17 protein-coding genes and 1 pseudogene are annotated in these 21293 nt (G+C 69.0%); 11 read left to right on the plus strand and 7 right to left on the minus strand.

Going from position 1 to position 21293, the window contains the following annotated elements; all coding sequences use genetic code 11:
* Window positions 1-568: 568 nt before the first annotated feature.
* The gene (locus B141_RS38850; protein WP_202805661.1) at window positions 569-1657 is read right to left on the minus strand and encodes a lysylphosphatidylglycerol synthase domain-containing protein; all 1089 of its coding nucleotides are present in this window, start codon (window positions 1655-1657) and stop codon (window positions 569-571) included.
* 48 nt (window positions 1658-1705) lie between these two features.
* Here B141_RS38850 and B141_RS0104465 point away from each other — a divergent pair, with 48 nt between their 5' ends.
* From B141_RS0104465 to B141_RS0104490, 5 genes are all read left to right on the plus strand, one after another.
* Window positions 1706-2896, plus strand: a complete 1191-nt coding sequence (locus tag B141_RS0104465; protein ID WP_202805662.1) for a glycosyltransferase — start codon at window positions 1706-1708, stop codon at window positions 2894-2896.
* A gap of 76 nt (window positions 2897-2972) precedes the next feature.
* Window positions 2973-3710 (plus strand): class I SAM-dependent methyltransferase, encoded by a 738-nt coding sequence (locus tag B141_RS0104470; RefSeq protein ID WP_020573974.1) that lies wholly within the window; start codon window positions 2973-2975, stop codon window positions 3708-3710.
* A 251-nt stretch (window positions 3711-3961) separates the two neighbouring features.
* Entirely contained in the window at window positions 3962-4534 is a 573-nt protein-coding gene (locus B141_RS0104475; protein ID WP_063828564.1) for a hypothetical protein, read from the plus strand.
* An 85-nt stretch (window positions 4535-4619) separates the two neighbouring features.
* Complete coding sequence (locus B141_RS38855; RefSeq protein ID WP_020573976.1) at window positions 4620-5066, plus strand: nuclear transport factor 2 family protein; 447 nt, start codon at window positions 4620-4622, stop codon at window positions 5064-5066.
* Window positions 5067-5255: 189 nt separating this feature from the next.
* Complete coding sequence (locus B141_RS0104490; protein WP_020573977.1) at window positions 5256-5642, plus strand: VOC family protein; 387 nt, start codon at window positions 5256-5258, stop codon at window positions 5640-5642.
* A 15-nt stretch (window positions 5643-5657) separates the two neighbouring features.
* On the opposite strand, the gene B141_RS0104495 is transcribed toward B141_RS0104490, so the two are convergent.
* Window positions 5658-6695, minus strand: a complete 1038-nt coding sequence (locus B141_RS0104495) for a glycosyltransferase family 2 protein (RefSeq protein WP_020573978.1) — start codon at window positions 6693-6695, stop codon at window positions 5658-5660.
* A 129-nt stretch (window positions 6696-6824) separates the two neighbouring features.
* Here B141_RS0104495 and B141_RS0104500 point away from each other — a divergent pair, with 129 nt between their 5' ends.
* The 4 genes from B141_RS0104500 to B141_RS0104515 all read left to right on the plus strand — a co-directional run bounded on the left by B141_RS0104500 (window position 6825) and on the right by B141_RS0104515 (window position 12389).
* Entirely contained in the window at window positions 6825-8513 is a 1689-nt protein-coding gene (locus tag B141_RS0104500) for a glycosyltransferase family 39 protein (protein WP_020573979.1), read from the plus strand.
* Window positions 8514-8611: 98 nt separating this feature from the next.
* A complete protein-coding gene (locus tag B141_RS0104505) occupies window positions 8612-9994 on the plus strand; it encodes a PhoX family protein (protein ID WP_020573980.1) in 1383 nt (460 codons plus the stop codon).
* 173 nt (window positions 9995-10167) lie between these two features.
* Entirely contained in the window at window positions 10168-12051 is a 1884-nt protein-coding gene (locus B141_RS0104510) for a bifunctional metallophosphatase/5'-nucleotidase (RefSeq protein ID WP_020573981.1), read from the plus strand.
* Between the two features lie 143 nt (window positions 12052-12194).
* Window positions 12195-12389 carry a hypothetical protein gene (locus B141_RS0104515; protein ID WP_020573982.1) on the plus strand — a complete coding sequence of 65 codons (195 nt, stop codon included), beginning with the start codon at window positions 12195-12197 and terminating at the stop codon, window positions 12387-12389.
* Between the two features lie 362 nt (window positions 12390-12751).
* Here the strand turns inward: B141_RS0104515 and B141_RS51220 are convergent, their stop codons facing one another.
* The 3 genes and pseudogenes from B141_RS51220 to B141_RS0104530 form a co-directional block, all read right to left on the minus strand.
* Window positions 12752-13261: an HNH endonuclease gene (locus B141_RS51220; protein ID WP_020573983.1), complete on the minus strand. Its 510-nt coding sequence runs from the start codon at window positions 13259-13261 to the stop codon at window positions 12752-12754.
* Window positions 13262-13751: 490 nt separating this feature from the next.
* A pseudogene (locus B141_RS52515) lies at window positions 13752-14453 on the minus strand (DUF222 domain-containing protein); the annotation flags it as partial.
* 321 nt (window positions 14454-14774) lie between these two features.
* Window positions 14775-16100 (minus strand): aminotransferase class I/II-fold pyridoxal phosphate-dependent enzyme, encoded by a 1326-nt coding sequence (locus tag B141_RS0104530; RefSeq protein WP_020573985.1) that lies wholly within the window; start codon window positions 16098-16100, stop codon window positions 14775-14777.
* 46 nt (window positions 16101-16146) lie between these two features.
* Here B141_RS0104530 and B141_RS0104535 point away from each other — a divergent pair, with 46 nt between their 5' ends.
* Complete coding sequence (locus B141_RS0104535) at window positions 16147-16800, plus strand: GNAT family N-acetyltransferase (protein ID WP_020573986.1); 654 nt, start codon at window positions 16147-16149, stop codon at window positions 16798-16800.
* An 85-nt stretch (window positions 16801-16885) separates the two neighbouring features.
* On the plus strand, window positions 16886-17563 hold the full coding sequence (locus B141_RS0104540; protein ID WP_020573987.1) for an FMN-binding negative transcriptional regulator: 678 nt from the start codon (window positions 16886-16888) through the stop codon (window positions 17561-17563).
* Between the two features lie 57 nt (window positions 17564-17620).
* On the opposite strand, the gene B141_RS0104545 is transcribed toward B141_RS0104540, so the two are convergent.
* Together B141_RS0104545 and B141_RS38860 are read right to left on the minus strand one after the other, a co-directional pair.
* Window positions 17621-19435, minus strand: a complete 1815-nt coding sequence (locus B141_RS0104545; protein WP_020573988.1) for an ABC transporter ATP-binding protein — start codon at window positions 19433-19435, stop codon at window positions 17621-17623.
* Window positions 19428-21284 (minus strand): ABC transporter ATP-binding protein, encoded by a 1857-nt coding sequence (locus B141_RS38860; protein WP_020573989.1) that lies wholly within the window; start codon window positions 21282-21284, stop codon window positions 19428-19430. Before B141_RS38860 ends, B141_RS0104545 begins: the two co-directional genes overlap by 8 nt.
* Window positions 21285-21293 lie beyond the last annotated feature (9 nt).

Here is a 21293-nt window from a genome sequence, read left to right on the forward strand (position 1 = left end):
TCAACCGGCTCGGCCGTAACCTCAACTACCGCGGCACCACCGACGTCGAAACCGAACTCCACATCTGGGCCGTCACCCACAACCTCGCCAAACTCATCCAACACCGCCGCCGCACAAAAACCCGCGGCAGCTAACAGAACAGGCCCCACACCTCAACCCCGGCCCGCCCCGGACCACACCGGCACGGGCCCTCCACCATGCCCACACACCCACCACACCCACAAAACGCACCCGCGCCACTACACAACGCAACCAGCGAACACGTCCCAACTCGACCCGCCACGAGTTACGCGACAGGCTCCATAGCACCCCGAAATCTTCACGATCTGAGATCGTCCGCCCATCCGAGGCGGCAGCACAACCGCGGTCGAGCAATTGACTCACGAAGCGGACGCCTTGCAAACCGACTCAAGATCATTTCGGAGAAGTGGCCCACGCCTCATGCGAGGCGTGGGCCACTTCTCCGAAATGATCTTGAGTCGGTCGAGGGTTGCTCACGATGCGAGATCGTCGCTGGGGTTGCGCGGCGACTTGTTGGAGGTCGGCGAAGAAGCCGAGTGGTGTGCGGTCAGGTCGGCTCGTCGGCGGCGTGCCCAGTCCCAGTCCCAGCTCCGGCGGCCCCAGCTCCGGCGGCCCCAGCTCCGGCGGCCCCAGCTCCGGCGGCCCCGGACGCGGCAGCCCCGGACGCGGCTCCAGCCGACGAGTCGGCCGGAACCCGCTGCCGTGCGCCTCCGCGCATCGACGCGGCCCCCGCGGCGGCGAGTAGGAGGTCCGCGACCGTCATGATCACCCGGGACGCCAGCGCGAGGACGATCGCGTCCGGCTGGTTGAGTACGGGCGACAGGGCGGCGACGAGTGCGACCTCACGGACCCCGAGCCCGGCCGGCGTGATCACGAACAGGTAGCCCACACACCAGGCGAGGGCGAATCCCCCGAGGGTGAGCGGCAACGCGCGCAACGGCTCGGCGCCGAGTTCGACCGCGAGCAGCCAGGTGTGGACACCGTAGAAGAGCCACTGCCCGACACCCGCGAGCACGGCCCGCGCCGAGACTCCGAGCGTGAGCGGGCGTTCCAGGGGTGGGCGCCGTACGAGCCGCAGCAACCGGTCGAGCGCAGGGTTGAGTACCCGAGGGTGGAGCGTCGCCAGCAGCACGGGCGCGAGTAGGAGGGCCCAGCGGAACGGCCGGATCTCCTCAGCGGCCGCCAGCGGCAGAGTGCCGGCGGCGACGAGGAGACCTGTCGAGAGGCTGAAGAGCATCAGCAGCACGAACACCGTCGCCGAGCGTCGCCGTGGAACCCCATGGTCGCGACCCAGCTCCATCTGCGCCAGCATCGGCCACACGGATCCCGGCAGATGCTTGCCGAGTTGGCTGACGAACAACACGCGGGCCGCGACCCGGGCCGGTAGCGGTGAGCCGAGACTGGCGAGGAGCAGCCGCCAGAGCAGCATGCTCAGGAGCAGGGCACAGATCGCCCCCAGCAACGCCGCGCCGAGCACGAGCGGGCTCAGGCGGGTGAAGGCCACCCGGATGCCGTCCCACTCGCTGGCGATCGCGACCACGCCGAGCGCCGCCGCGGCCGCCACGAATCCCACGCGGACGACCCGACTGGACAGCACCCGGAGTACGCCGGAAATTACCGATTGGAACGACAACACGCTAAGGAAGAGTACGGCACGACCCGGCCGCTGTTACGCTCCTTGGCCGTGCGGGCGCTGGTGTTTGGGACGTACGACACGCGCAGTCATCCCAGAGTGGGGATACTGGCCGAAGGGCTGCGCCGTCACGGGCTCGAAGTGACAGAGTGCAACCAGCCGCTCGGGATCGACACGGCAGGCCGGGTCGCCATCCTGCAGCGGCCCTGGCGCCTGCCGTTGCTCGCCTGGCGGATCGCCCGCTGCTGGTTCCGGCTCGCTCGGAACGCGCGCCGAACTCCGCGCCCTGACCTGGTGGTCGTTGGTTACCTCGGCCATTTCGACGTACTCCTCGCCCGCCTTCTCTTCCGGCGTACGCCGATCGTGCTCGACCACCTGATCTTCGCCGCCGACACAGCACGCGACCGCGGTGAGAGCGGCGGTGTCAAGCAGGCCTTGCTGCGTGCCGTCGACGGTGCGGCGCTGCGGTCGGCCGACGTGATCGTCGTGGACACCGAAGAGCACCGCCAGATGGTGCCGGAAGGCCTGCGTGATCGGGCCGTGGCGGTCGCGGTCGGCGCGGGCGACGAGTGGTTCGAAGCCGCGAACGCCGTGGCAGCGAACGCCGAGACCACGAACGCCGAGACCGCGCGCACCATGGAAACCGACCGGCTGCGGGTGGTGTTCTTCGGCGCCTTCACGCCCTTACAGGGTGCCCCGGTGATCGGGCAGGCGCTCGCGAATCTTGCCGGCGAGCCGATCGAGGTCACGATGATCGGGGGTGGCCAGGACCTGGCGCGCACCCGTGCGGCCGCCGACACCAATCAGCGGGTCACCTGGCTCGACTGGGTCGAACCCGAGAAGCTACCGGAGCTGGTGGCCGACCACGACGTGTGTCTCGGGGTGTTCGGCACCGGCCCCAAAGCCCTGCGGGTCGTACCCAACAAGGTGTTCCAGGGTGCGGCGGCCGGCTGCGCCATCGTGACCTCGGACTCGACGCCGCAGCGGCGAATTCTTGGCGAGGCGGCGATTTTTGCCCCACCAGGCGACCCGGCCGCGCTCGCCGCCGCATTGCGACATCTCGCCGACGACAAGGTGAACTTGACACGAATGCGGAGCGCCGCGGGTAATCTGGCGCGGGAACGCTTTGTCGCCGACCAGGTCGTCCAGCCCCTCATCGACCATCTGCACACGCTGCCAGCACTCGAGAAGCACCCCGCTCCGGCGAATCTCCCCCCACCGGAGAATCCCACCGCATCCTGAAATCCCTCAGCACCCTGTAATCACACCGCACACGGAAACCAGAACCCGGAAATCACACCCCACCGGAGAAGACGCCGTGACCTTGCCGCCGCTCAGCCCGAACGCCTGGCTCCGTTGGGATCTCGTGTCCCGCCTGCTGCCACCCAATATTCACGCGGTGCTCGAAGTGGGCTGTGGACAGGGCGGTTTCGGCGCACGGATCTCCCAGCGCTACCGCTATGTCGGTCTGGAGCCCGATCCCGTTTCGTACGCCGTCGCCATCGAACGCCTGGCGGTCGCGGCAGGCAACGGCGAGGTCCGTAACGGCGACCTGTCCGCCCTACTGCCGGAGGAAACCTTCGACCTGGTGTGCGCGTTCGAGGTGATCGAGCACATCGAGCACGACGAGAAGGCGCTCGCCGAATGGGTGGCCCGGCTCCGCCCGGGTGGCTGGATCCTGCTCAGCACGCCGGCGTTCCAGCACCGCTTCGGCCCGGCCGACGCGATGGCGGGACACTTTCGGCGGTACGACCCACCGATGATGGCCCGGCTCCTGCGAGAGACCGGCCTGAACAACATCCACGTGGAGCAGTTCGGCGGTCCACTTGGTTTCGTCCTCGAAACGGCGCGCAACCAGATCGGCAAGCGCCGGACGAGTGGTAAGTCCGCCGCGTCCATGGCGGAGAAGACCAGCGGTAGCGGCCGGCTGCTGCAGCCGAGTTCGAGGTTGCAGGGTGCGGCCACGAAGTACGGCACGCTGCCGTTCCGCCTGATCCAGCGGCGTTGGCCAGGGCACGGCCCGGGTCTCGTCGCCCGCGCGCAGCTCCCTGCCTGAGGGGCGGGAGACGGGAGACGGGAGACGGGAGACGGGAGACACACTCCCTCACCGGACTGCTCGCAGACGCCCTCGAAACCGGCGTTTCCGCGGTGAGGTCGGTGTCGAACTGCGCCCGATGTGGTCGATGAGGTCGCGGAGAACCGGGACGACACGGCAGTGCTGTCCAGATGGACCAGCTCCCCGGGATTCCGGACATGTCCGCCCGGAGCCCTCGCCGGGCCGGGTGCAGCGGCGGCACGATGACGGTCATGACCGAGAGCATCACCCAGGTCGGCGGCCACGAGACGCCGGGCACGCACGCGTTGCTGCGACGCTGGCCCAGTGCCATCGGCCTGCTTGCGGCGGTCTCGGCGTTCCTCGCCGGACCCGACCGGACGACCGTCGGGATTGTCGTCGGCATCGCCTCGATGTGTTACCTGACCGCCGCCGCGCTCGGCCGGCCGTGGACGGCGTGGGCCGCGATCCCGGTCTGCTCGGCCCTCATCATCGTCGGCGGCCTGCTCGGGACAGCACCGTTGACGTTGCTCGCCGTCACCGCCGCCGTGGTTGTCGTAATCGGCGTGCTCGCCCGGGCATCACGGCGGGCCCTCACGGCCGAGGCGGTAGGCGCGCTGGTCTACGGCGGAGTGGCCGTGATCGGGCTCGGGCTCGCTCCGACGGCCGGCCTGGTGCTGGTTGCCATCGCGCTGATCGCGCACGGTGCCTGGGATGCGTGGCACCTGAGGCGCAAGGTCGTCGTCTCCGGCTCGCTGGCCGAGTTCTGTATCGCGCTCGACGTTCCGCTCGGTCTCTCTCTGCTGGTCGGACTCGTCGTCACGTGAGCCCGGTCAAGATCGCTCAATCGAGCGCCGCGGCGTACCCCGCGCCGACCAGGAGACGAACCTGGAGAACTTCAAGGAGATAACCATGGACGATCAGCAGATCCTCGACCTCGCGCACCGTTATGCCGCGGCCGAGCTGGCCGGCGACGTCGATGCCTACGACGACCTGCTGCACAAGGACTTCCGCGGCATCGGGCCGGTCGGGTTCGTCCTCGACCGGGACGCCTGGGCGCAGCGCCACCGCGGCGACCTGACCAATCACGAGTTCGGCATCGAGCAACCCGAGCTCCGGCCGGTCGGCGATGCCACCGTGCTCGTGACGGCGATCCAGCGACAGCGCACGACCGCGATGGGGCGTGACACCAGCGGCTCGTTCCGGATCGGGATGGTCGCGGTGCGCGACGGCAGGCGCTGGCTGCTCGCGCAGATCCAGCTCAGCGGCCCGCTGGTCGCTCCGGGCGCGCGGCCCGGCTGGCAGCGCGAGGGGGCCCAGGACCGAGCGGGTTTTACCCCTCCCGGAACCGACAGCTGAGGAGAACCCTTGTGAACAAGGGACCATGACAGGGTCCAGGACGTCGACGCTCTCCAGCGTGCCGTCCGGCACCCGGCAGCTCGGCCCCGCCCACACCGTGCTCGGTTTCGTCGTAAGGCATCTGATGAGCAAGGTCCCGGGTACCTTCACCGGGTCACTTCGTGGAACGCAGGAGAGGAATGAAGGCGCATGAGCGACACGGCGGAGAACGGGAGCGTCTCTCCCATCGCGCAGGATCTCTTCGCGGGCATCCCGGTCACTGACTACGGTCGATCGCTCACCTGGTATCGGCTGTTCCTCGGGGCGGAACCCAGCTTCTTCCCAAACGACATCGAGGCGGTGTGGGAGGTCGGTGAGCATCGCTACCTCTACATCGAGCAGGTGCCCGACCGGTCCGGCGGCTCGATGCACATGCTGATGGTCGAAGACCTGGACGCTGTCGTCGCCGCAGCCGCGGAGCGTGGCCACGATCCCGCCCGGGTCGAACGCTACGACGAGGGCATGCGGAAGGTCGTCTACCGCGACCCCGACGGCAACGAAATCTCGTACGGCGGCGTTACCGCAGGCAAGATCTAGCCCGATTCTTCGGGGTCAGGGTTCGTTGCGGGAGCGGACGATCAGGTCGGCGAGGAGCGCGAGCGAGGCGATGATCAGTCCGGTCAGGAAGATCAGGACCGTGTTGGTCGCCAGCCGCACCGGGTGGGCGATGACGTCGTAGCCTGCTTTGGCGATGCCGATCCCGATGAGCCACAGGGACAGCGGCATGAGCACCTTGAGCGGGTTGAAGTACATCACCATCCGCAGGACCTGCAGGATGTAGCGGTAGGCGTCCTTGACGAAATGGAACTTCGACCGCCCCGACCGCTTGGCGTAGTCGATCGGCAGGTAGTAGATGCCGTGCTGGTTGTGCAGGAACGCGATCGTGATCGTGGTGACGCAGGAGAATCCGGGTGGGAGTAGCCGGAGATACGGCAGGGAAACCTCGCGGCGGAACGCGCGCAGACCGGAGTTCAGGTCGGGGATCCGGGTGTTCGTGAGGTATTCCGCGAACTTTCGGATCAACCATTTCGCCGGCACCCGGAGCAGTTTGTGGGAACCCTGCTCACTGGTGCGGGCTCCGACGACCTGGTCGAGCGTGGGGTCGCTGTCGAGGTGCGCGACGAGATCGGGAATGCGTTCGTTCGGATAACTCATGTCGGCGTCGGTCCACACGACGATCCGGCCGCGGGCGTACTGCGTGCCGATCCGGCGGGCCGTGCCACTACCGCCGTTGCGGGTGAAAGGAAGGATCCGCATGCGGGGAAACCGCGGCTCGGCCTGCCGCAGGATCTCCAGCGTGGAATCGGTGGACGCGTCGTCGATCGCGAGCAGTTCATACGAATAGCCGCTCGCGTCCATCGTCGCGGTGATCCGCTCGAGCTCGGCGAGTACGTGGTCCTGCTCGTTGTAGCAGGGGAGTACGACGGTGACGTCGATCGCGCCGGCGGTTTCGGTGACCCGCTCGCTCTCGACGGCGGTGCCCGTGGTGGGCCCAGCCGCCGGCAGCGGCTCCCGGCCGGTGGACGTAGAGCCGGACGGCGAGGGCTGCGTCGAGGTCGAGGTCGAGGTGGTGTGGACAGTAGTGCTCATGGTTGGTGAGAGCTCCCCGGGTCACTGGCTGCCTGCGTGCCTCGGTTCTGTACCTGCGGGAGGTTACTCGCTTGCCGGCCGTGATGGGGCGGATGAACGCCGTGCCGCCGGAAGCTACGCTGTCTCGCCATGCCGGTAACCGTCCGGGAAACCCCCGCCCTGACCTCGCCGGATGTCCGCGCGCCCGCACGCCGGGCCGCGCTGTGGACGTTCGCGGTCGGCGCCGTCCTGGCAATGTTCACCCTGGCGTTCGAACGAATTTACCTACCGCTCCCTTATCCGTCGGACCAGATCAACTATTTCGACGCCGCTCGTGACTTCCCGCACCCGAACCCCGGCACACCGGTCCATCAGTTCACCCGCTTCGGTCTGACCCTCCCGCTGCGGGCCGCCATCGAGATGTTCGGCTATTCGCAGGCCGCCTATTACCTGGTCCCGATCCTGACCGGGCTCGCGTTGGTGCTCGCCGTCTACCTGCTCGGGACATTGCTGTTCGCGCGGTCGGTGGGCGTCGCCGCGGCGGCCCTCACGCTGGCCAACAACCTGATCTTCTTCGACGTCCTGCAGCCGCTGCCCGACGTGCTGGCCACCGCGGTGTTCTGCTGGGCCGTGGTGCTCGCGGTCGCCGTCCACCAGTGCCGTCCGCTGGTGTCGTCGTCGAGACGCCGGCGGCTGGTCACGTTGCTGGTCATCGGTGCCCTGCTCGGGTGGAGCTACCTCACCAGGGAGTACGTCGTCTTCGCCTGGCCGCTGGTGGGCGTGCTGATCTTCCGGCGGGTGGGCTGGCGGGGACTCGGGCTCGTCGCCGTACCCCTCGCCCTCGCCGGGATCACCGACCTCGCCCTCAGCGCGCTGACGTACGGCGACCCGTTCGCCCGCCTCCTCGCCATCACGGGGCACGGCAGCGGGCCGGTCCCGGCGGACCTCGCGGCCACCTTCCAGGACATGCCCCGAGGCTGGTACCTCAGCAGGTTCATCACGGGACTCCGGTCCGTGCCCGAGGGGGAGTGGCTCCTCGCGGCACTCGCCGGCACGGTCGTCGGGGGGCTGGCGGGCTGGCTGTCGGGAGGCCGGCGGCACGTGGGCTGGCGACAGATGGCTTGGCGGCCGGTGGCTTGGCGGCCGGTGGCTTGGCGGCCGGTGGCTTGGCGGCCGGTGGCTTGGCGGCGGATCGGCCTCCTCCTCGGCTGGGTGGCCCTGGTCTACATCCCTCTGGTGTTGCTCGGAGGCGTGCTCGACCCGTCGGCGCCGAAGCTTCGGTTGTTCATGATGCGGTACTGGTTTCCGGTCTTTCCGGCGTTCATCCTGGGCGGCTTCGCGGCGGCCTGGCTGCTGGTCGGGACCGCGGCTCGGTGGGTGCCCGTCCTGCGGGCGCGGGCTGGTGTGCTGGCGGGTGGCGCCGTGCTGGTGCTCGGCGCGCTGAGCCTGGTGGCCGCGGCTCCCTCATGGGGCTTCAGCCACAACTACCGCACGGTGGGGACCAAGCCGCTCAGCGAGTTCCGCAACTGGCTGGAACGGCAGCGCGACGTGGGCGTCCTCTGGAGCGACGGGCGCACCACCCGCGTACTTCCGTTGTACGCGCACACGAGGTTCGGCCGGCCCATCTGGTCGGGGCAACTCCAGAGCCTCAACCGCGATGGTCGCCAACCCGCGTCCGGGGAGTACGTCGTGCTGTACGGCACCCGCGCGAAGATGCCCTGCTACCAGTGCGGTGACGCCGCGCGCGCGGTACTGGGTGACCCGATCCGGATCCCCGCAACGTGGCGGCAGGTCTTCGCGACCGAGAAGGGCGCGGTGCTCGTCTACCGCGTCCGCTGACTTAGAGGTTCCGGCAGCTTTCGGACGCTGTTAAGACAGAGGTACGAATGCGCGCCTACGTTCGCAGGCAATGTTCCCGCCTGGCGTAGGGAGAAGACGTGACAGAAACCGTTCGGGGCGGCGCCGGCCGCCGACAGTTCCTACGGGGAAGTCTCGCCACCGCAGCGTCACTGGTCGCGCTCGGTCCGCTCGAGGCGCTCGGCGCCCGGACTGCCGGCGCCGCGCCGATGACCAAACGGCCCTCGAGTCCCGACTACGGCCCGCTCTATCCGGTCAAGGATCAGACGACCGGGCTCCCGCTCCTCAAGCTCCCCAAGGGATTTGAGTACATCAGCTACGGCTGGACCGGCGACGCGATGTCGGATGGCATCCGGACGCCGGGCGCGCATGACGGCATGGCCGCGTTCCGTCGTCCGGACGGCAAGGTCGCGCTCGTCCGCAACCATGAGCAGGGAAGCTTCACCGGCGCGTTCACCGAACCCGCCTACAACCAGGCCGCCAACGGCGGCACCACCAACGTGATCTTCGACCCCGACAAGGGGAAGTTCCTCGAATCCTGGGCGAGCCTGTCCGGCACCATCCGCAACTGCGCTGGCGGGCCCACGCCGTGGGGCAGTTGGCTCACCTGCGAGGAGACGACAGTGCTCGGTCCTGACGGGACGCGGCACGGGTACGTCTTCGAGGTGCCGTACGACGGTAAGGGCGACCCGCGGCCGCTGCGCGGGATGGGGAGGTACAGCCACGAGGCGGTCGCCGTCGACCCGAACACCGGCATCGTCTACCTCACCGAGGACGCCACCCCGTCCGGGTTGTACCGCTACCTGCCCACCAAGAAAAGCGACCTGGCGGCGGGTGGCGAGCTGCAGATGCTCGTGGTGGAGACGGACAGTGGTACGTCGTACTCGACCTACACCGACGGCACTGGTGCGGAATATCGCACCTCCTGGGTCCGCATCCCCAACCCCGACTACGCGCCGGGCGAGCAGCGACCGGCCGAGCAGGGAGCCGCTCTCGGGGCCGCGGTCTTCAGGCGGCTCGAGGGCGCCTGGTGGGGCAACGACCGGGTCTACGTCGTGTCGACCAGCGGCGGACCGAAGGGCCAGGGGCAGGTCTTCGAGTACGACCCGGCTCGCGAGTCCATGCGGGTGCTCTTCGCCTCGCCGGACGCCAGCGTGCTCAACAATCCCGACAACATCTGCGTCAGCCCACGCGGCGGAATCGTGTTGTGTGAGGACGGCGACGACTTCGAGTACCTCCACGGACTCACCGCGGACGGCGAGATCTTCCCCTTCGCCCAGAACCAGGTCGTGATCCCGGCCGGCGGCGTACCCGGGAAGTCCGTCAACCCCGGCGACTACACCGGGTCGGAGTGGTGCGGGTCCACATTCGAGCCGAAGAACGGGAACTGGCTCTTCGCCAACGCGCAGAGCCCAGGCATCACGTTCGCGATCACCGGGCCGTTCCGCTCGGGCTCGCTGTAGGCGCCCGAGGTTTCTTTGCGTGTGGTGGTTGCGGTTCACGGATCGACCCGATGTCACCGCGAGATCGCGTGGAGTGCCTTTACCTAAAGGCCGGAGAAGCTTCACGTGGCCGCAACCACCACTCGCGTACTCTTGCGCACGCTCATTGCCGTCGTGTCCTGTGAAGGAGTTCCGTGTCCGAGATTTCTGCCCCTCGTCAGGGTCGCCGCCTGGGTCGCCGCGCGGTCCTCGGCGTCGGCACGGCCACCGTCCTCGCCGCCGCTGGTTTCCGGCCGGCGCTCGCCGCCTCGCCCACCCAGTCGGTGACCTCGCCGTCGTCGCGGGACGAGTCGGTGGGCGGACGGTTCCTTCTCACGGTCATGGGCACCACTGACCTGCACGGCAACGTCTTCAACTGGGACTACTTCCGCGACCAGGAGTTCGACGACGCCCAGCACAACGACATCGGCCTGGCCAAGGTCGCCACGCTTGTCGATGCGGTACGCCAGGAGCGCGGCCGGCGCAACACCCTGCTGATCGACGCCGGTGACACTCTCCAGGGCACGCCGCTGGCCTACTACTACGCCAAGATCGAGCCGATCGGCCGGCGCCGCGCCCACCCGATGGCGACCGCCATGAACGCGATCGGGTTCGACGCGGCGGCGCTCGGCAACCACGAGTTCAACTACGGCATCCCGCTGCTGCGAACCTTCCAGGATCAGTTGGAGTTCCCGCTCCTCGCGGCGAACGCGCTCGACTCCAGGACCGGCCGGCCGGCGTTCCCGCCGTACGTCATCAAGACGGTGCGGTTGTCCGGCTCGCGCGCGCCGTTGCGGGTCGGGATCCTCGGCCTCACCAACCCCGGCATCGCGATCTGGGACAAGGCGAACGTCGAGGGGCAGATGACGTTCCCCGGTCTGGTGGAGCAGGCCAAGGTGTGGGTGCCGAAGCTACGCCAGGCCGGCGCCGATGTCGTGATCGTGTCCGCACACTCTGGCGCCGACACCTCCTCGTCGTACGGCGACTCCTTGCCCTATCCCGAGAACGCCTCCAGCCTGGTCGCCCAGCAGGTGCCCGGCATCGACGCGATCCTCGTCGGGCACGCGCACGCCGAGATCAGGGAGCGGTTCGTCACCAACGAGGCGACGGGGCGGCAGGTCCTGCTGACCGAGCCGGCGTTCTGGGGTCGGCGGCTCAGCCTGATCGAGCTCGACCTCACCTGGTCGCCGCGCGGCGGGTGGCAGCTGGCCGGCAGCCACGCGCAGATCCTCAACTCCAACACCGTGCCCGAAGACCCCACCATCGTCCGCCTGCTCAAGGCCGACCACGACAAGGTGGTGACGTACGTCAACTCCGTGGTCGGCACCTCCAAGGTGGCGATGTCGGCGGCGACCGCGAGGTACGAAGACACTCCCGCGCTCGACTTCATCAACTACGTGCAGGCCGACGCGGTCAAGAAGGCACTCGCCGGCTCGGGCGACGCCGACCTGCCGGTGCTGTCGATCGCCGCGCCGTTCAACCGCGCGGCCGCGATCCCCGCCGGGGACGTCTCGGTGCGCGACGTAGCCGGGCTCTACATCTACGACAACACCCTGCTCGCCGTGCGGTTCACCGGGGCGCAGCTGAAGGACTACCTCGAGAAGTCGGCGACGTACTTCAAGCAGGTCTCGGGGGCAGGGCCCCACCGCGCCGACGACGTTACGAACGCTCCCACCCCGACCGCGCCGAACGGCACCCCCGACTACAACTACGACGTGGTCGGCGGGCTGGACGCGCGGCTGACGTACGACATCGACGTCGCCCAGCCGGTGGGGCAGCGGATCACCAACCTCGCGTATGGGGGTACGCCGGTCGCGGCGGACCAGGTCTTCGCCCTGGCGGTCAACAACTACCGACAGTCCGGTGGCGGTAACTTCCCGCACATCTCGACGGCGCCGGTGATCTACAATCGCCAGGTCGAAATCCGGCAGTTGCTGATCGATTGGGTCACCGGGGCGGGTGAGATCGACCCGGCGGCGTTCTCGACAGTCGACTGGAAGCTCGTCGCGGGCGGGACCCCGGTCGTCATCCAGCCGTAGAGGCGGTGCTGGGGCGGCTCCGCCCCCGCGGGCCCGCGGGGGCGCCTCTTGGGGAGTGTCGGGGCAGGCTCGGCGGGTCTCTCCGGGAAATCTCGGGGTCATGCCGGAGAGTCCTTGGCGCCGGTTCGACGAACCATGGAGACATGTCGAATCGCACCAAGTACATCCTCGGCGGCATCGGGGTCGGGCTCTTCGCCTGGTGGATCCTGCCGCACTGGCTCGCCACCTTGATCGTGCTGGCCGTGATCGCCACACCGGTCGTGGGCTACTTCATGCTGGACGAGTCCCAGCGCCGGCGGATCGCGCGGCTGCGGGAGCGCCGGCAGCTGCGCCGCTGAGGCGGGAATCGCGGGCCCGGCCGCCCCGGCTGGGGCGCTCAGGCTCGGCTGCTCCGGCTCGGCCCCCCTGCTCGGCCGCCCCGACCCGCGCTACCCCGGCTCGGCGCTCTGGCTCGGTCGCCCCGACCCGCGCCATTGCGCTGCCAGCTGGGCGCCCGCGGTGCTCCAACTGCGCTGATCGCTGAGTTGCCCTGATGTGCTCCCGGCCGCTCGGCCTGAGCCTGGCTGGTCCTGGGCTGGCTCGGCCGGTCTGGCTCGTCCTGTGCTCCATGCGCATGCCGGCAGGCTCGATAGCCCTTCTCTGTAAGGGTTATCGAGCCTACTGTCTTGTTTTGCTTTGTCCCGTATCTTCCCGGGTCCAGCTAGAACGGCGGCGGGTCCGGGTCGTCGGGTTCTACGGGGTCGGTGAGGCGTGGTGGGGTGACCTCGTACTCCCGTCCGTGTGGGTCGGTGTAGGTGAGGTGGCCTGGGCTGGTTTGTTCGACTTTCCAGTCGCCTTCGGTTTTCACGCGGTGGTGACGACGGCATAGTGGTGCCATGTTCGCCACGGAGGTTTCGCCGCCTTGAGCGTAGGGTTTGGTGTGGTCGAGGTCGCAGGAGATCGCTGGGCGCCTGCAGAGCATCCAGGTGCAGCGCTGGTTCAACGACTGCACGAACTCCGCCGGAAGACCACGTAAGAAACGCTTGGACATTGGATGCAGGCTCAGCAGCTGCCCGGTGACCGGGTGGGTGATACCGATGGTGAACATGGCGTCGGGGTTGTCGAGGTGGTTGGCGATCAGCCGCCGCGCTACTTCGGTGAGTACGGGCCCGAACCCGCCCAGCTCGGCTGGCCCGCTCCGCCAGCTCGAACAGTGTCGTGATCGGCACATTCAGCTGAAGCTTCGCCTTGATCGCCGCTCTCCAGGACCGGAACGCGGCCGGTATCTCCTGCTCGGGGATTGGTTCCCGATCAGGGCCGCTTTCACCAGCAGCTTTGCCGGCCGCACGGTCGTCGCGGGGCTGCGGCCTGGGTCGGTCCAGCGGGTGGGTGTAGGTGGCGGGTTTGCAGTCCTCACACGGGCAGCCCGCAAGGTGGTGGTCGTGGTCGCACCCGGTGTGCCGGCACCCGCCCTGCTCGGTGGCAGAGTCATTCCGCGCACCCTCAGCTTCGCCTTGAGCGGGGCTGTCGGTGTTGTTCTGCTCCTCGAGCAGGTCGTCGAAGGACTCTTGACAAGGGCTGGCGTCGTCGCCGTTCTCCTCCTCGCCGCTGTCAGGGGCTTCTTCCTCACCGTTACAGATGAGTACGTCGGCTTCACTGGACAGGAGGGAGGCGGCGATGTCGGCCCGCAACTGCGGCAGGGTGCGTTCGTCGCCGCCGGATTTCATGGTGCGGGCGATGGCGTCCAGGTATCCCCAGATCTGGGCGGCCACGTCGTGGGAGATCCCACGGATCCGCAGGTCGCAGACGCCATCCAGGGATGGGTAGACGTCCACGCCACGATCTTCGCGGGCCCGCTTGTGACGCTCTTTCGCCGCCTCCGGGTTCACCTTCAAGATCTCGGCCTCGATATGCAACCGCAACAGCCCGGCGCGGAGTTTCAACACCTCAGGGAAGATCGCCTCATCCACCGCGACACGATCCGCTGGGGTTAGGAGGGTGAGCCGGTCAACGATCGTCCGCACCTCAGAGAACTCAAGCTCGCCGCGTTCCAACGCGTGCCGGGTGTTCGGCAGGTCAGACAGGGCGAGCGCGATNAGCATGAACTGATCACTGCGGTAGTTGGTCCACCCCAACAACGGCGCCAGCAGTTCAGCCGCACGCGGCTCCGGCACAGACGAGCGTTCCGCCTCATCATCCTTGAAGCAGGGCGGGCAGTGCGCCAACANAGCAGTCACAGCAAGACTCAAAGACTCGCCCCAACAGGCGATCTTCCGCGCGGCCTGAAGCAACACGCCAAGCTCGAAACCATTACAGGCGTCCCGATCGACAGCAGCGAACGCCGCCACCAACTCCGGACCGGGAAGCATCTCAGCAAACCCGGGCGGGAGCGGTGAGATCCGCACACCATCGCCGTCGCTCATACGTTCGATCTTACTCCGCCAAGATCACCGTCGCAACCGACAGGGACGGCGAGAACCTTTATTTTCAAGGAGTTTCGCATTGCTGAGGCGAGAGTCTGGGCGGCCGCAAGTCCGGAGCCACCGCCGGTCGCGACGGCGGCGGCCGCGTCGATGTCGCTGACGTCCAATGCTCGGGCCGTGATGGGGGATGTCGAATCCAGCCGTCTATTTGCAAGGGAATCCGGGCCAACGAAGAAAGGGGAGTGGATACAGCGTGGTCCGCCGGAGAGCTGGCGCCGCGTGGCCGTGCTCGCTGTCCGGCCGGGGTTCAGGGACAGGCTCCTAAACCGCGTACGGTCGTCTGTCCGGCGTCAACGCGTAAGCGACGGCGCCGGCCAGGGTGTCGATGTCGCGGTCCGCCAACGCGCTGGACGTGATGCGGATGCCGGGTCCAGCGGCGATCCGATAGATCCGGCCCGGTGCCACCACCCACCCCGCCTCCAGCAGCCGTGCGCAGACAGCCGTCTCGTCCTGGACGGGCACCCACACGTTGAGGCCTGAACCCCCATGGGCCCGCACGCCACGTGCGTCGAGTGCGGCCAGAAGTCCCTGCCGGCGTTCGTCATAACGCCGGCCAGCACGGGCGACCAGCGCGTCGACGCGGGGATCGCGCCACAATGCCACCACCAGCGACTGCAGGATGGTCGACACCCAGCGCACGCCGAGCCACTGGCGGCCTTCCACGCGCGCGAGCGTCTCTTCGTCCGCGGCGAGGACGGCGCAGCGCAGGTCCGGGCCGTACGGCTTGGACATCGAACGTACCAACGCCCACCGCGTGGTCGAACCCGCGAGCGTCCGCAGCGGTTCATGCGAGAGTTCGGCAGCGTGGTCGTCCTCGATCACCAGTGTGTCCGGAGCGTCGCGCAACACCGCACGAAGCTTCCTCGCCCGCTCCGCGCTGACGATCGCGCCGAACGGGTTCTGAGCGCGGCTCGTCACCAGCAGCGCGCGTGCGCCACGCCGCAACGCTGCCATGACAGCGGCCGGGTCCGGGCCGTCGTCATCGACCGGCACGGGTTCGACCCGGAGCCCCATCGCCGCCACGAGGTCGAGCAGGTTGGACCAGCCTGGGTCCTCGACCGCGACGGCGTCCCCGGGAGCGAGGTAGGTCTGCAGTACGCGTTCGACCCCGTCGAGGCAACCACTGGTGACGGTGAGGGCGTCAGCGGGAACGCCGTCGGCGGTCAGGCGTTCCCGCGCGAGCTCGGCGAGTTCGGGCAGCATGCCGACGACGCCGTAGAGCACGGGCTCGGGCGCGAGTGTCCGCAGTCGCGGGCCGAGGGCGGGTAGCAGGCGGGGATCGGGGTTGCCGGCGGAAACATCCCGCGCGCCCGGCGGGACGGGCAGCCGAGCGTGCGAACGCGGAACGACGGACGGTTTGGGCCGGACCCGGGTGCCGCGCCGACCGTCCGTACTGACCACGCCGCGCTGACGCAGTATCCGGTACGCCGCCGCGACGGTGCCCGGGCTGACGCCCAACTCGGTCGCCAGGCCGCGGACCGGGGGGAGCGGATCGCCAGGCGTCAGCGCTCCTGACCGGACGCCGGCCTCGACGCTGGCGGCAATACCGCTCGACGTCGTTCCCTCAATGCCATATCGTGGTGCCACAAACCTTATTTTGTTCTATTACAAAAATTTGCGCAAGGAGTCTGCGGTGCCCGGATCGCTGGGAGCTGACGCAGGTACGCGGCCTACCACTCGGCAGCCCGCGCCGGCCGCCGAGTGGCACACCGCGCCGGTGCTCGCCGGCCGCCACGTACGCCTCGAACCCATGTCCCCCGACCACATCGACGGCCTGCTCGCCGCGGCCGACGACGAGGTGTTCCGGCACCTCTCGATCGCGACCCCGCGCACCCTGGAAGACGCCGAGCGGTGGGTGTCCGACGTACTCACGATGCGCGCCGAGCAAGGGATCATCCCGTGGGTACAGGTCGACGCACGGACCGGCGAGGTGGCCGGCACCACCTCCTACTACGACGTCAACCCGGCCTTGCGGACGGTAGCGATCGGCTTCACCTGGCTGGGCCAGCGCTGGTGGCGTACCGGCGTCAACACCGAGGCGAAGCTGCTGCTCCTCCGCCGGGCGTTCGACGACCTGGGTGCTGTGCGGGTCGTCTGGCACGCCGACATCCGTAACGAACGCTCGCAGGCCGCGATCGCCCGTCTGGGCGCGGTACGCGAAGGCGTGCTGCGCAAGCACAAGATTCGCCGGGATGGTTCGTGGCGCGACACGGTGCAGTTCGCGATGACCGACGACGACTGGCCCGGCGTATGCGATCGCCTCAGCGCCCGGCTGGCGGTTGGCTGAGGGCTAACTGAGTGGCGGGCTGAGTGGCGCCGGGCCAAGACAGGGAAGACAGGCAGCCAAGGATCCGAGACCGGAGGTATGGGCAGTGTTGGTGCACCCGTGGGATGCGGCCACCGATGAGGAATGGCGGACGTGGCTGGCCGACCGCGACTTCGGCCAGCTGATCGCGGCGGGACGTGGCCGCGACGTTCCCGTCGTCGTGCCGACTCACTTCGCCTTCGACGGCGAGCGTCGAGCGTGGCTGCACCTCGCCCGCCCCAATCCGATCTGGGCGCAGCTGGAGGAGAATCCTCGTGCGCTGCTGACGGTGATCGGCGACTACGTGTACGCGCCGTCGGAGTGGCAGGCGGTCCCTGGTACGCCGGTCGACCTGGGCGTCCCGACGTCCTACTACGCGACCGTGCAGCTGGTGTGCGACGTGCGGATCGTCGACGACCCGGCCGAGAAGGCGGATCTGCTGACCCGGCAACTCGGCCACTTCGAGCCGGGCTCCGGGCGCCGGCCGGTTTCGGCAGTGGAGGACCCCGACCGGCGGCTCCTGCCCGGCATCCGGGGCGTCGAGCTCACCGTGACCGACGTCCGCGCGAAGTTCAAGTACGCCGGGACGAAGGACCCGGCGCACCGTCGGGAGATCGCGAACCAGCTCCAGGACCGTGGCGGCCCGCTGGACGCCGCCGCCTGTGCCCATCTGCTCCGCCGCCTCGACGGCTCGACAGCTCGCGGTGATCATGACGCGGATGGTGAAAGCGAACGGGACGCATAGCCCCTTTTGCCTTCACGATCACGATCATGATCACGGAAAGGGGCACGGGGGAGGGCGTCAGCGGTAGGACTGCGCCTGGAGTTCGTAGAGCTCGGCGTACAACCCGCGCCGCGCCACCAGCTCCGCGTGGCTGCCGGTCTCGACGATCCGGCCGCGGTCGAGCACGACGATCAGGTCCGCCATGCGTACCGTCGAGAACCGATGCGACACGAGCACCGTCACCGCACCGGTCGACCGTCGAAGCTCGGCCGCGGCAGCTGTCCAGCGTTCGAAGAGCCGGTGCTCGGTGTCTGCGTCGAGGGCTGCGGTCGGCTCGTCGAGCAGCAACAGCAGGGGAGTCGTCCGCATCATCGCCCGCCCGATCGCGAGCTTCTGCCACTGGCCACCCGACAGATCGACCCCGGCCGGCCAGCTCGGGCCGAGCTGGGTGTCGAGGCCGGCCGGCAGTGTCACGAGCAGGTCAGCGGCCCCCGCCCGGTCGAGGGCGGCCGTGACCGCTGCCTGGTCGCCGAGGGTCGGGAGGTCACCGATCCCGACCGCCTCGCCCACCGCGAACTCCCAGCGGGCGTGATCCTGGAAGCCAGCCGAGACCCGCAGCCGCCAGTGTTCCGGGTCGAGCGTGCCGAGGTCCGTGTCGTCGACCCTGATCCGTCCCCGCGTCGGCACATACAACCCGGCCAGCAACTTCACCAGCGTCGTCTTGCCTGCGCCGTTGTCGCCCACGATCGCGACGGTCGAGCCGGCCGGCAAGGTGAGGTTGACACCCTCGAGCACGTCCTTGCGGCCGTGGGGGTAGCGGTACGACACGTGGTCGAGGCTGATGCCTGACCGCAGCGAGGAGGGTACGACGGCGCGCGCGTCCACCGTGCGGCGCGCCTGGGTCGCGACGTCCTCGAGATAGACAAAGCGACTCGCGGCAGTGAGTGTGCGCAGCGCCCACAACACGATCTCCGCCGAGCTACCTACCAGGCCGAGGACCTGGCCGGCGAGGACCGCGGTCAGGAGTACGTCACCGACGCTTGCCCGGCCGCGCACGGCCTGGTCGACCACGAAGAAGATCGCGCCGAAGTACCCGATGAGGAAGACCAGCCGGGCCAGCAGGCTCAGGAGCTGCCCGCGTACCTGCAGCCGGCGGTGGATTCGCCGTACCTCCCGGTGCGCGGCCTGGAACCGCCCCAGCACCTCCTCACCCAGGCGGAACAACCGGAGTTCCTTCGCTGGACCGCTCGTCGTCGCCAGCTCCCACAGGTCCCCCGCCCGGCGCGCCGGCTCGGCCGCAAGCTCGTTGCCGAGGCTGAACAGACCGTTGGTCCGGCGGCTGAGCACCAGCATGGGAAGACCGAACGCCGGAAGCGCGAGCAGGAGCGGGTTGACACTCGCGAGCAGGACCCCGGTGGCGATGATCCGGATCGCGACGTTCGTCAGGTCGATCAGGGAGGGAATCGCCTCCCCGAACTCCCACCCCTCCGAGTCCAACAGCTCCAGCTGGGTGAGGTGGGCCGGCGTCTCGTGGATCTCCAGCGTGGGCGTGCGGCTGACCGTCTCGGTCAGCCGGCGTTCGATCAGGTGGTGGGCGCGTTCGTTGAGGGCCGCCCGGATCCGGCTGCCGGCATAGTCGAGTCCGGAGCCCGCCGCGATGGAGGCGGCGATCGCGCCCGCCGCGGCCATGGACTGCCCGCTGTCACCCGCGGTCAGCGCGTCCAGGAGCAGCTTGAGCCACCAGGCGAAGAGCGCCGTCACCAACGCCTGGACGGTGAAGACGGCGAACGCCAGAACCGACCGGTGCCGGTCCGCGGCCCAGGCGAAGCCGAGCATCACCCGCGCCGCGCGGAGCCGGCTGGTCGGTGCCCGCAGGCCGGAACTGTCAGCCATCCGTGCCTCCCACGGGTTCCGCCTCCGGGTGGTAACGGCTCGCCTGGGTGCGGAACAGCGTGGCGTACTGCCCGCCCGCCGCGACCAGCTCCTCGTGGGTACCGTCCTCGGCGATCCGACCGCCGTCGAGGACCACGATCCGGTCCGCCCGCCGAACTGTCGAGAACCGGTGGCTGATGACGATGGACGTCAGGCCGTGGGTGAGGTCGATGAACCGGTCGTAGAGGTCGGCTTCGGCGCGTACGTCGAGGTGCGCGGTCGGCTCGTCGAGCACCAGCACCCGTGCCCCCGCGCCGACCGCCGCGAGCGCCCGCGCCAGCGCGATCCGCTGCCACTGCCCACCCGACAGGTCGACGCCGCCGGTGTGGCGGCGGGAGAGCACCGTGTCCAGCCCGTCAGGCAGCCGATCGAGCACGGTGTCCGCACCAGCGCGCCGGGCGGCGGCGAGGACCCGCTCGTCGACCTCCGGCGCCCGGAGCGACTCGACGGCCCCGAACGCGATGTTGTCGCGGGCCGGCAGCTGGTAGTGCACGAAGTCCTGGAAGATCGCCCCGACCTGCTGGCGCCAGCTGGTCTGGTCGAGGTCGGCAAGGCTCACGCCGTCGACGCTGATCCGCCCACTCTGCGGGAGAGTCAGTCCGGTCAGGAGCTTGATGAGTGTCGTCTTGCCAGCGCCGTTCAGGCCGACGATGGCCAGCGACCGCCCGGCCTCGATGGTGAGGTCCAGCCCGTCGAAGACCGACCGATCCCTTCCTGGATAGGCGAAACGTACGTTCTCGAAGCGAATCTCCTGTGCTGGCAGGCCGCTCGCCGACCGGGCGGTGGAGCTGGTGGTCGGGACCCGCTGCGCGGCCAGGCGTTCGTGCTCGAGTACGTCGGGCACCGGGATCGCGCCGTTCTCGATCCAGACGTCTCCGTCCTGCGCGGCCAGGAACGCCATCCCGAACATCCCCTGGATGAGCACCGTCAGGTCGCCCACGCCGAGGTCGCCACGCAGGGCCGAGCGGGCCGCGTACACGATGACCGCGACGTTGCCGACCAGCGCGACCGCCAGGAGCAGCCCGGTCGTGCGGTAGCCGACCCGGCGGGTCCGCCAGAGTTCGGTCATCACCTGGCGCCATTCCTTGCTGAACCGGTCGACCAGCCAGCCGGTCAGCCCGAAGATCCGCAGCTCCTTGGCCCATTCCGGCATCAGGCCGAGCCGCTTGAGGTACGCCGCCCGGCGGAGGGGTTCGGCCCAGAACGGGTTCGCGCGGTAGAAGTCCGTACGCAGGTGGCGGCCGATCAGGATCCAGACCGGCAGCAGGAGGAGCGCCGCCACCGGCCAGACGTATGCCACCACCGCGGTGGCGGCGAGTCCCTGAGCTTGGTTCGCCCATTTGGTGGAGAGTCCGCTGATCAGCTCGCCTGGTCCGTACTGCGCGATCCGGATCGCCCGGTTGGTACGGCCGGCGAGTTCGGGGTCCTCGAACAGATCGAGCCCGGGAACGCTGAGGGTCGTGGACATGACCCGGGCCAGGAGGTACTCGTCATGCCGCCGGTAGAGATCGGTCTCCAGGAGCCCGCGCAGCACCCGGATCACCTCCTGCGCGACCAGGACGACGCCGATCATCATCAGGGTGAAGACGATCGCCCTGCCAGCGGTGGAGTCGAGTCCCGCGCCGACCGCCTCTGGCAGGAGGTCGATCAGGCGTCCGACCAGGACCGAGAACGCCGCTGGCAGCGCGCCGATGAGCAGCGCGTACGCCGCGAGCAGGCCGGTGCGGGCGGGAAACGCCTTGATGAGGACGCCAAGTGCGGCACGCCGGGCCGATCGGCGCCGCGTCGGGTTCTCCGGCTCGATAGGCATCGCTCCTGA

Source organism: Actinopolymorpha alba DSM 45243, from assembly GCF_000373925.1.
Classification (GTDB): Bacteria; Actinomycetota; Actinomycetes; order Propionibacteriales; family Actinopolymorphaceae; genus Actinopolymorpha; species Actinopolymorpha alba.

What these genes read in the sequence shown, in the direction of transcription:
- B141_RS0104490 (WP_020573977.1), top strand. Translation starts at nt 5,256, where the DNA reads ATGAGCGACACGGCGGAGAACGGGAGCGTCTCTCCCATCGCGCAGGAT.
- B141_RS0104495 (WP_020573978.1), bottom strand. Translation starts at nt 6,695, where the DNA reads ATGAGCACTACTGTCCACACCACCTCGACCTCGACCTCGACGCAGCCC.
- B141_RS0104545 (WP_020573988.1), bottom strand. Translation starts at nt 19,435, where the DNA reads ATGGCTGACAGTTCCGGCCTGCGGGCACCGACCAGCCGGCTCCGCGCG.
- B141_RS0104515 (WP_020573982.1), top strand. Translation starts at nt 12,195, where the DNA reads ATGTCGAATCGCACCAAGTACATCCTCGGCGGCATCGGGGTCGGGCTC.
- B141_RS0104500 (WP_020573979.1), top strand. Translation starts at nt 6,825, where the DNA reads ATGCCGGTAACCGTCCGGGAAACCCCCGCCCTGACCTCGCCGGATGTC.
- B141_RS38855 (WP_020573976.1), top strand. Translation starts at nt 4,620, where the DNA reads ATGGACGATCAGCAGATCCTCGACCTCGCGCACCGTTATGCCGCGGCC.
- B141_RS51220 (WP_020573983.1), bottom strand. Translation starts at nt 13,261, where the DNA reads ATGTGCCGATCACGACACTGTTCGAGCTGGCGGAGCGGGCCAGCCGAG.
- B141_RS38860 (WP_020573989.1), bottom strand. Translation starts at nt 21,284, where the DNA reads ATGCCTATCGAGCCGGAGAACCCGACGCGGCGCCGATCGGCCCGGCGT.
- B141_RS0104475 (WP_063828564.1), top strand. Translation starts at nt 3,962, where the DNA reads ATGACCGAGAGCATCACCCAGGTCGGCGGCCACGAGACGCCGGGCACG.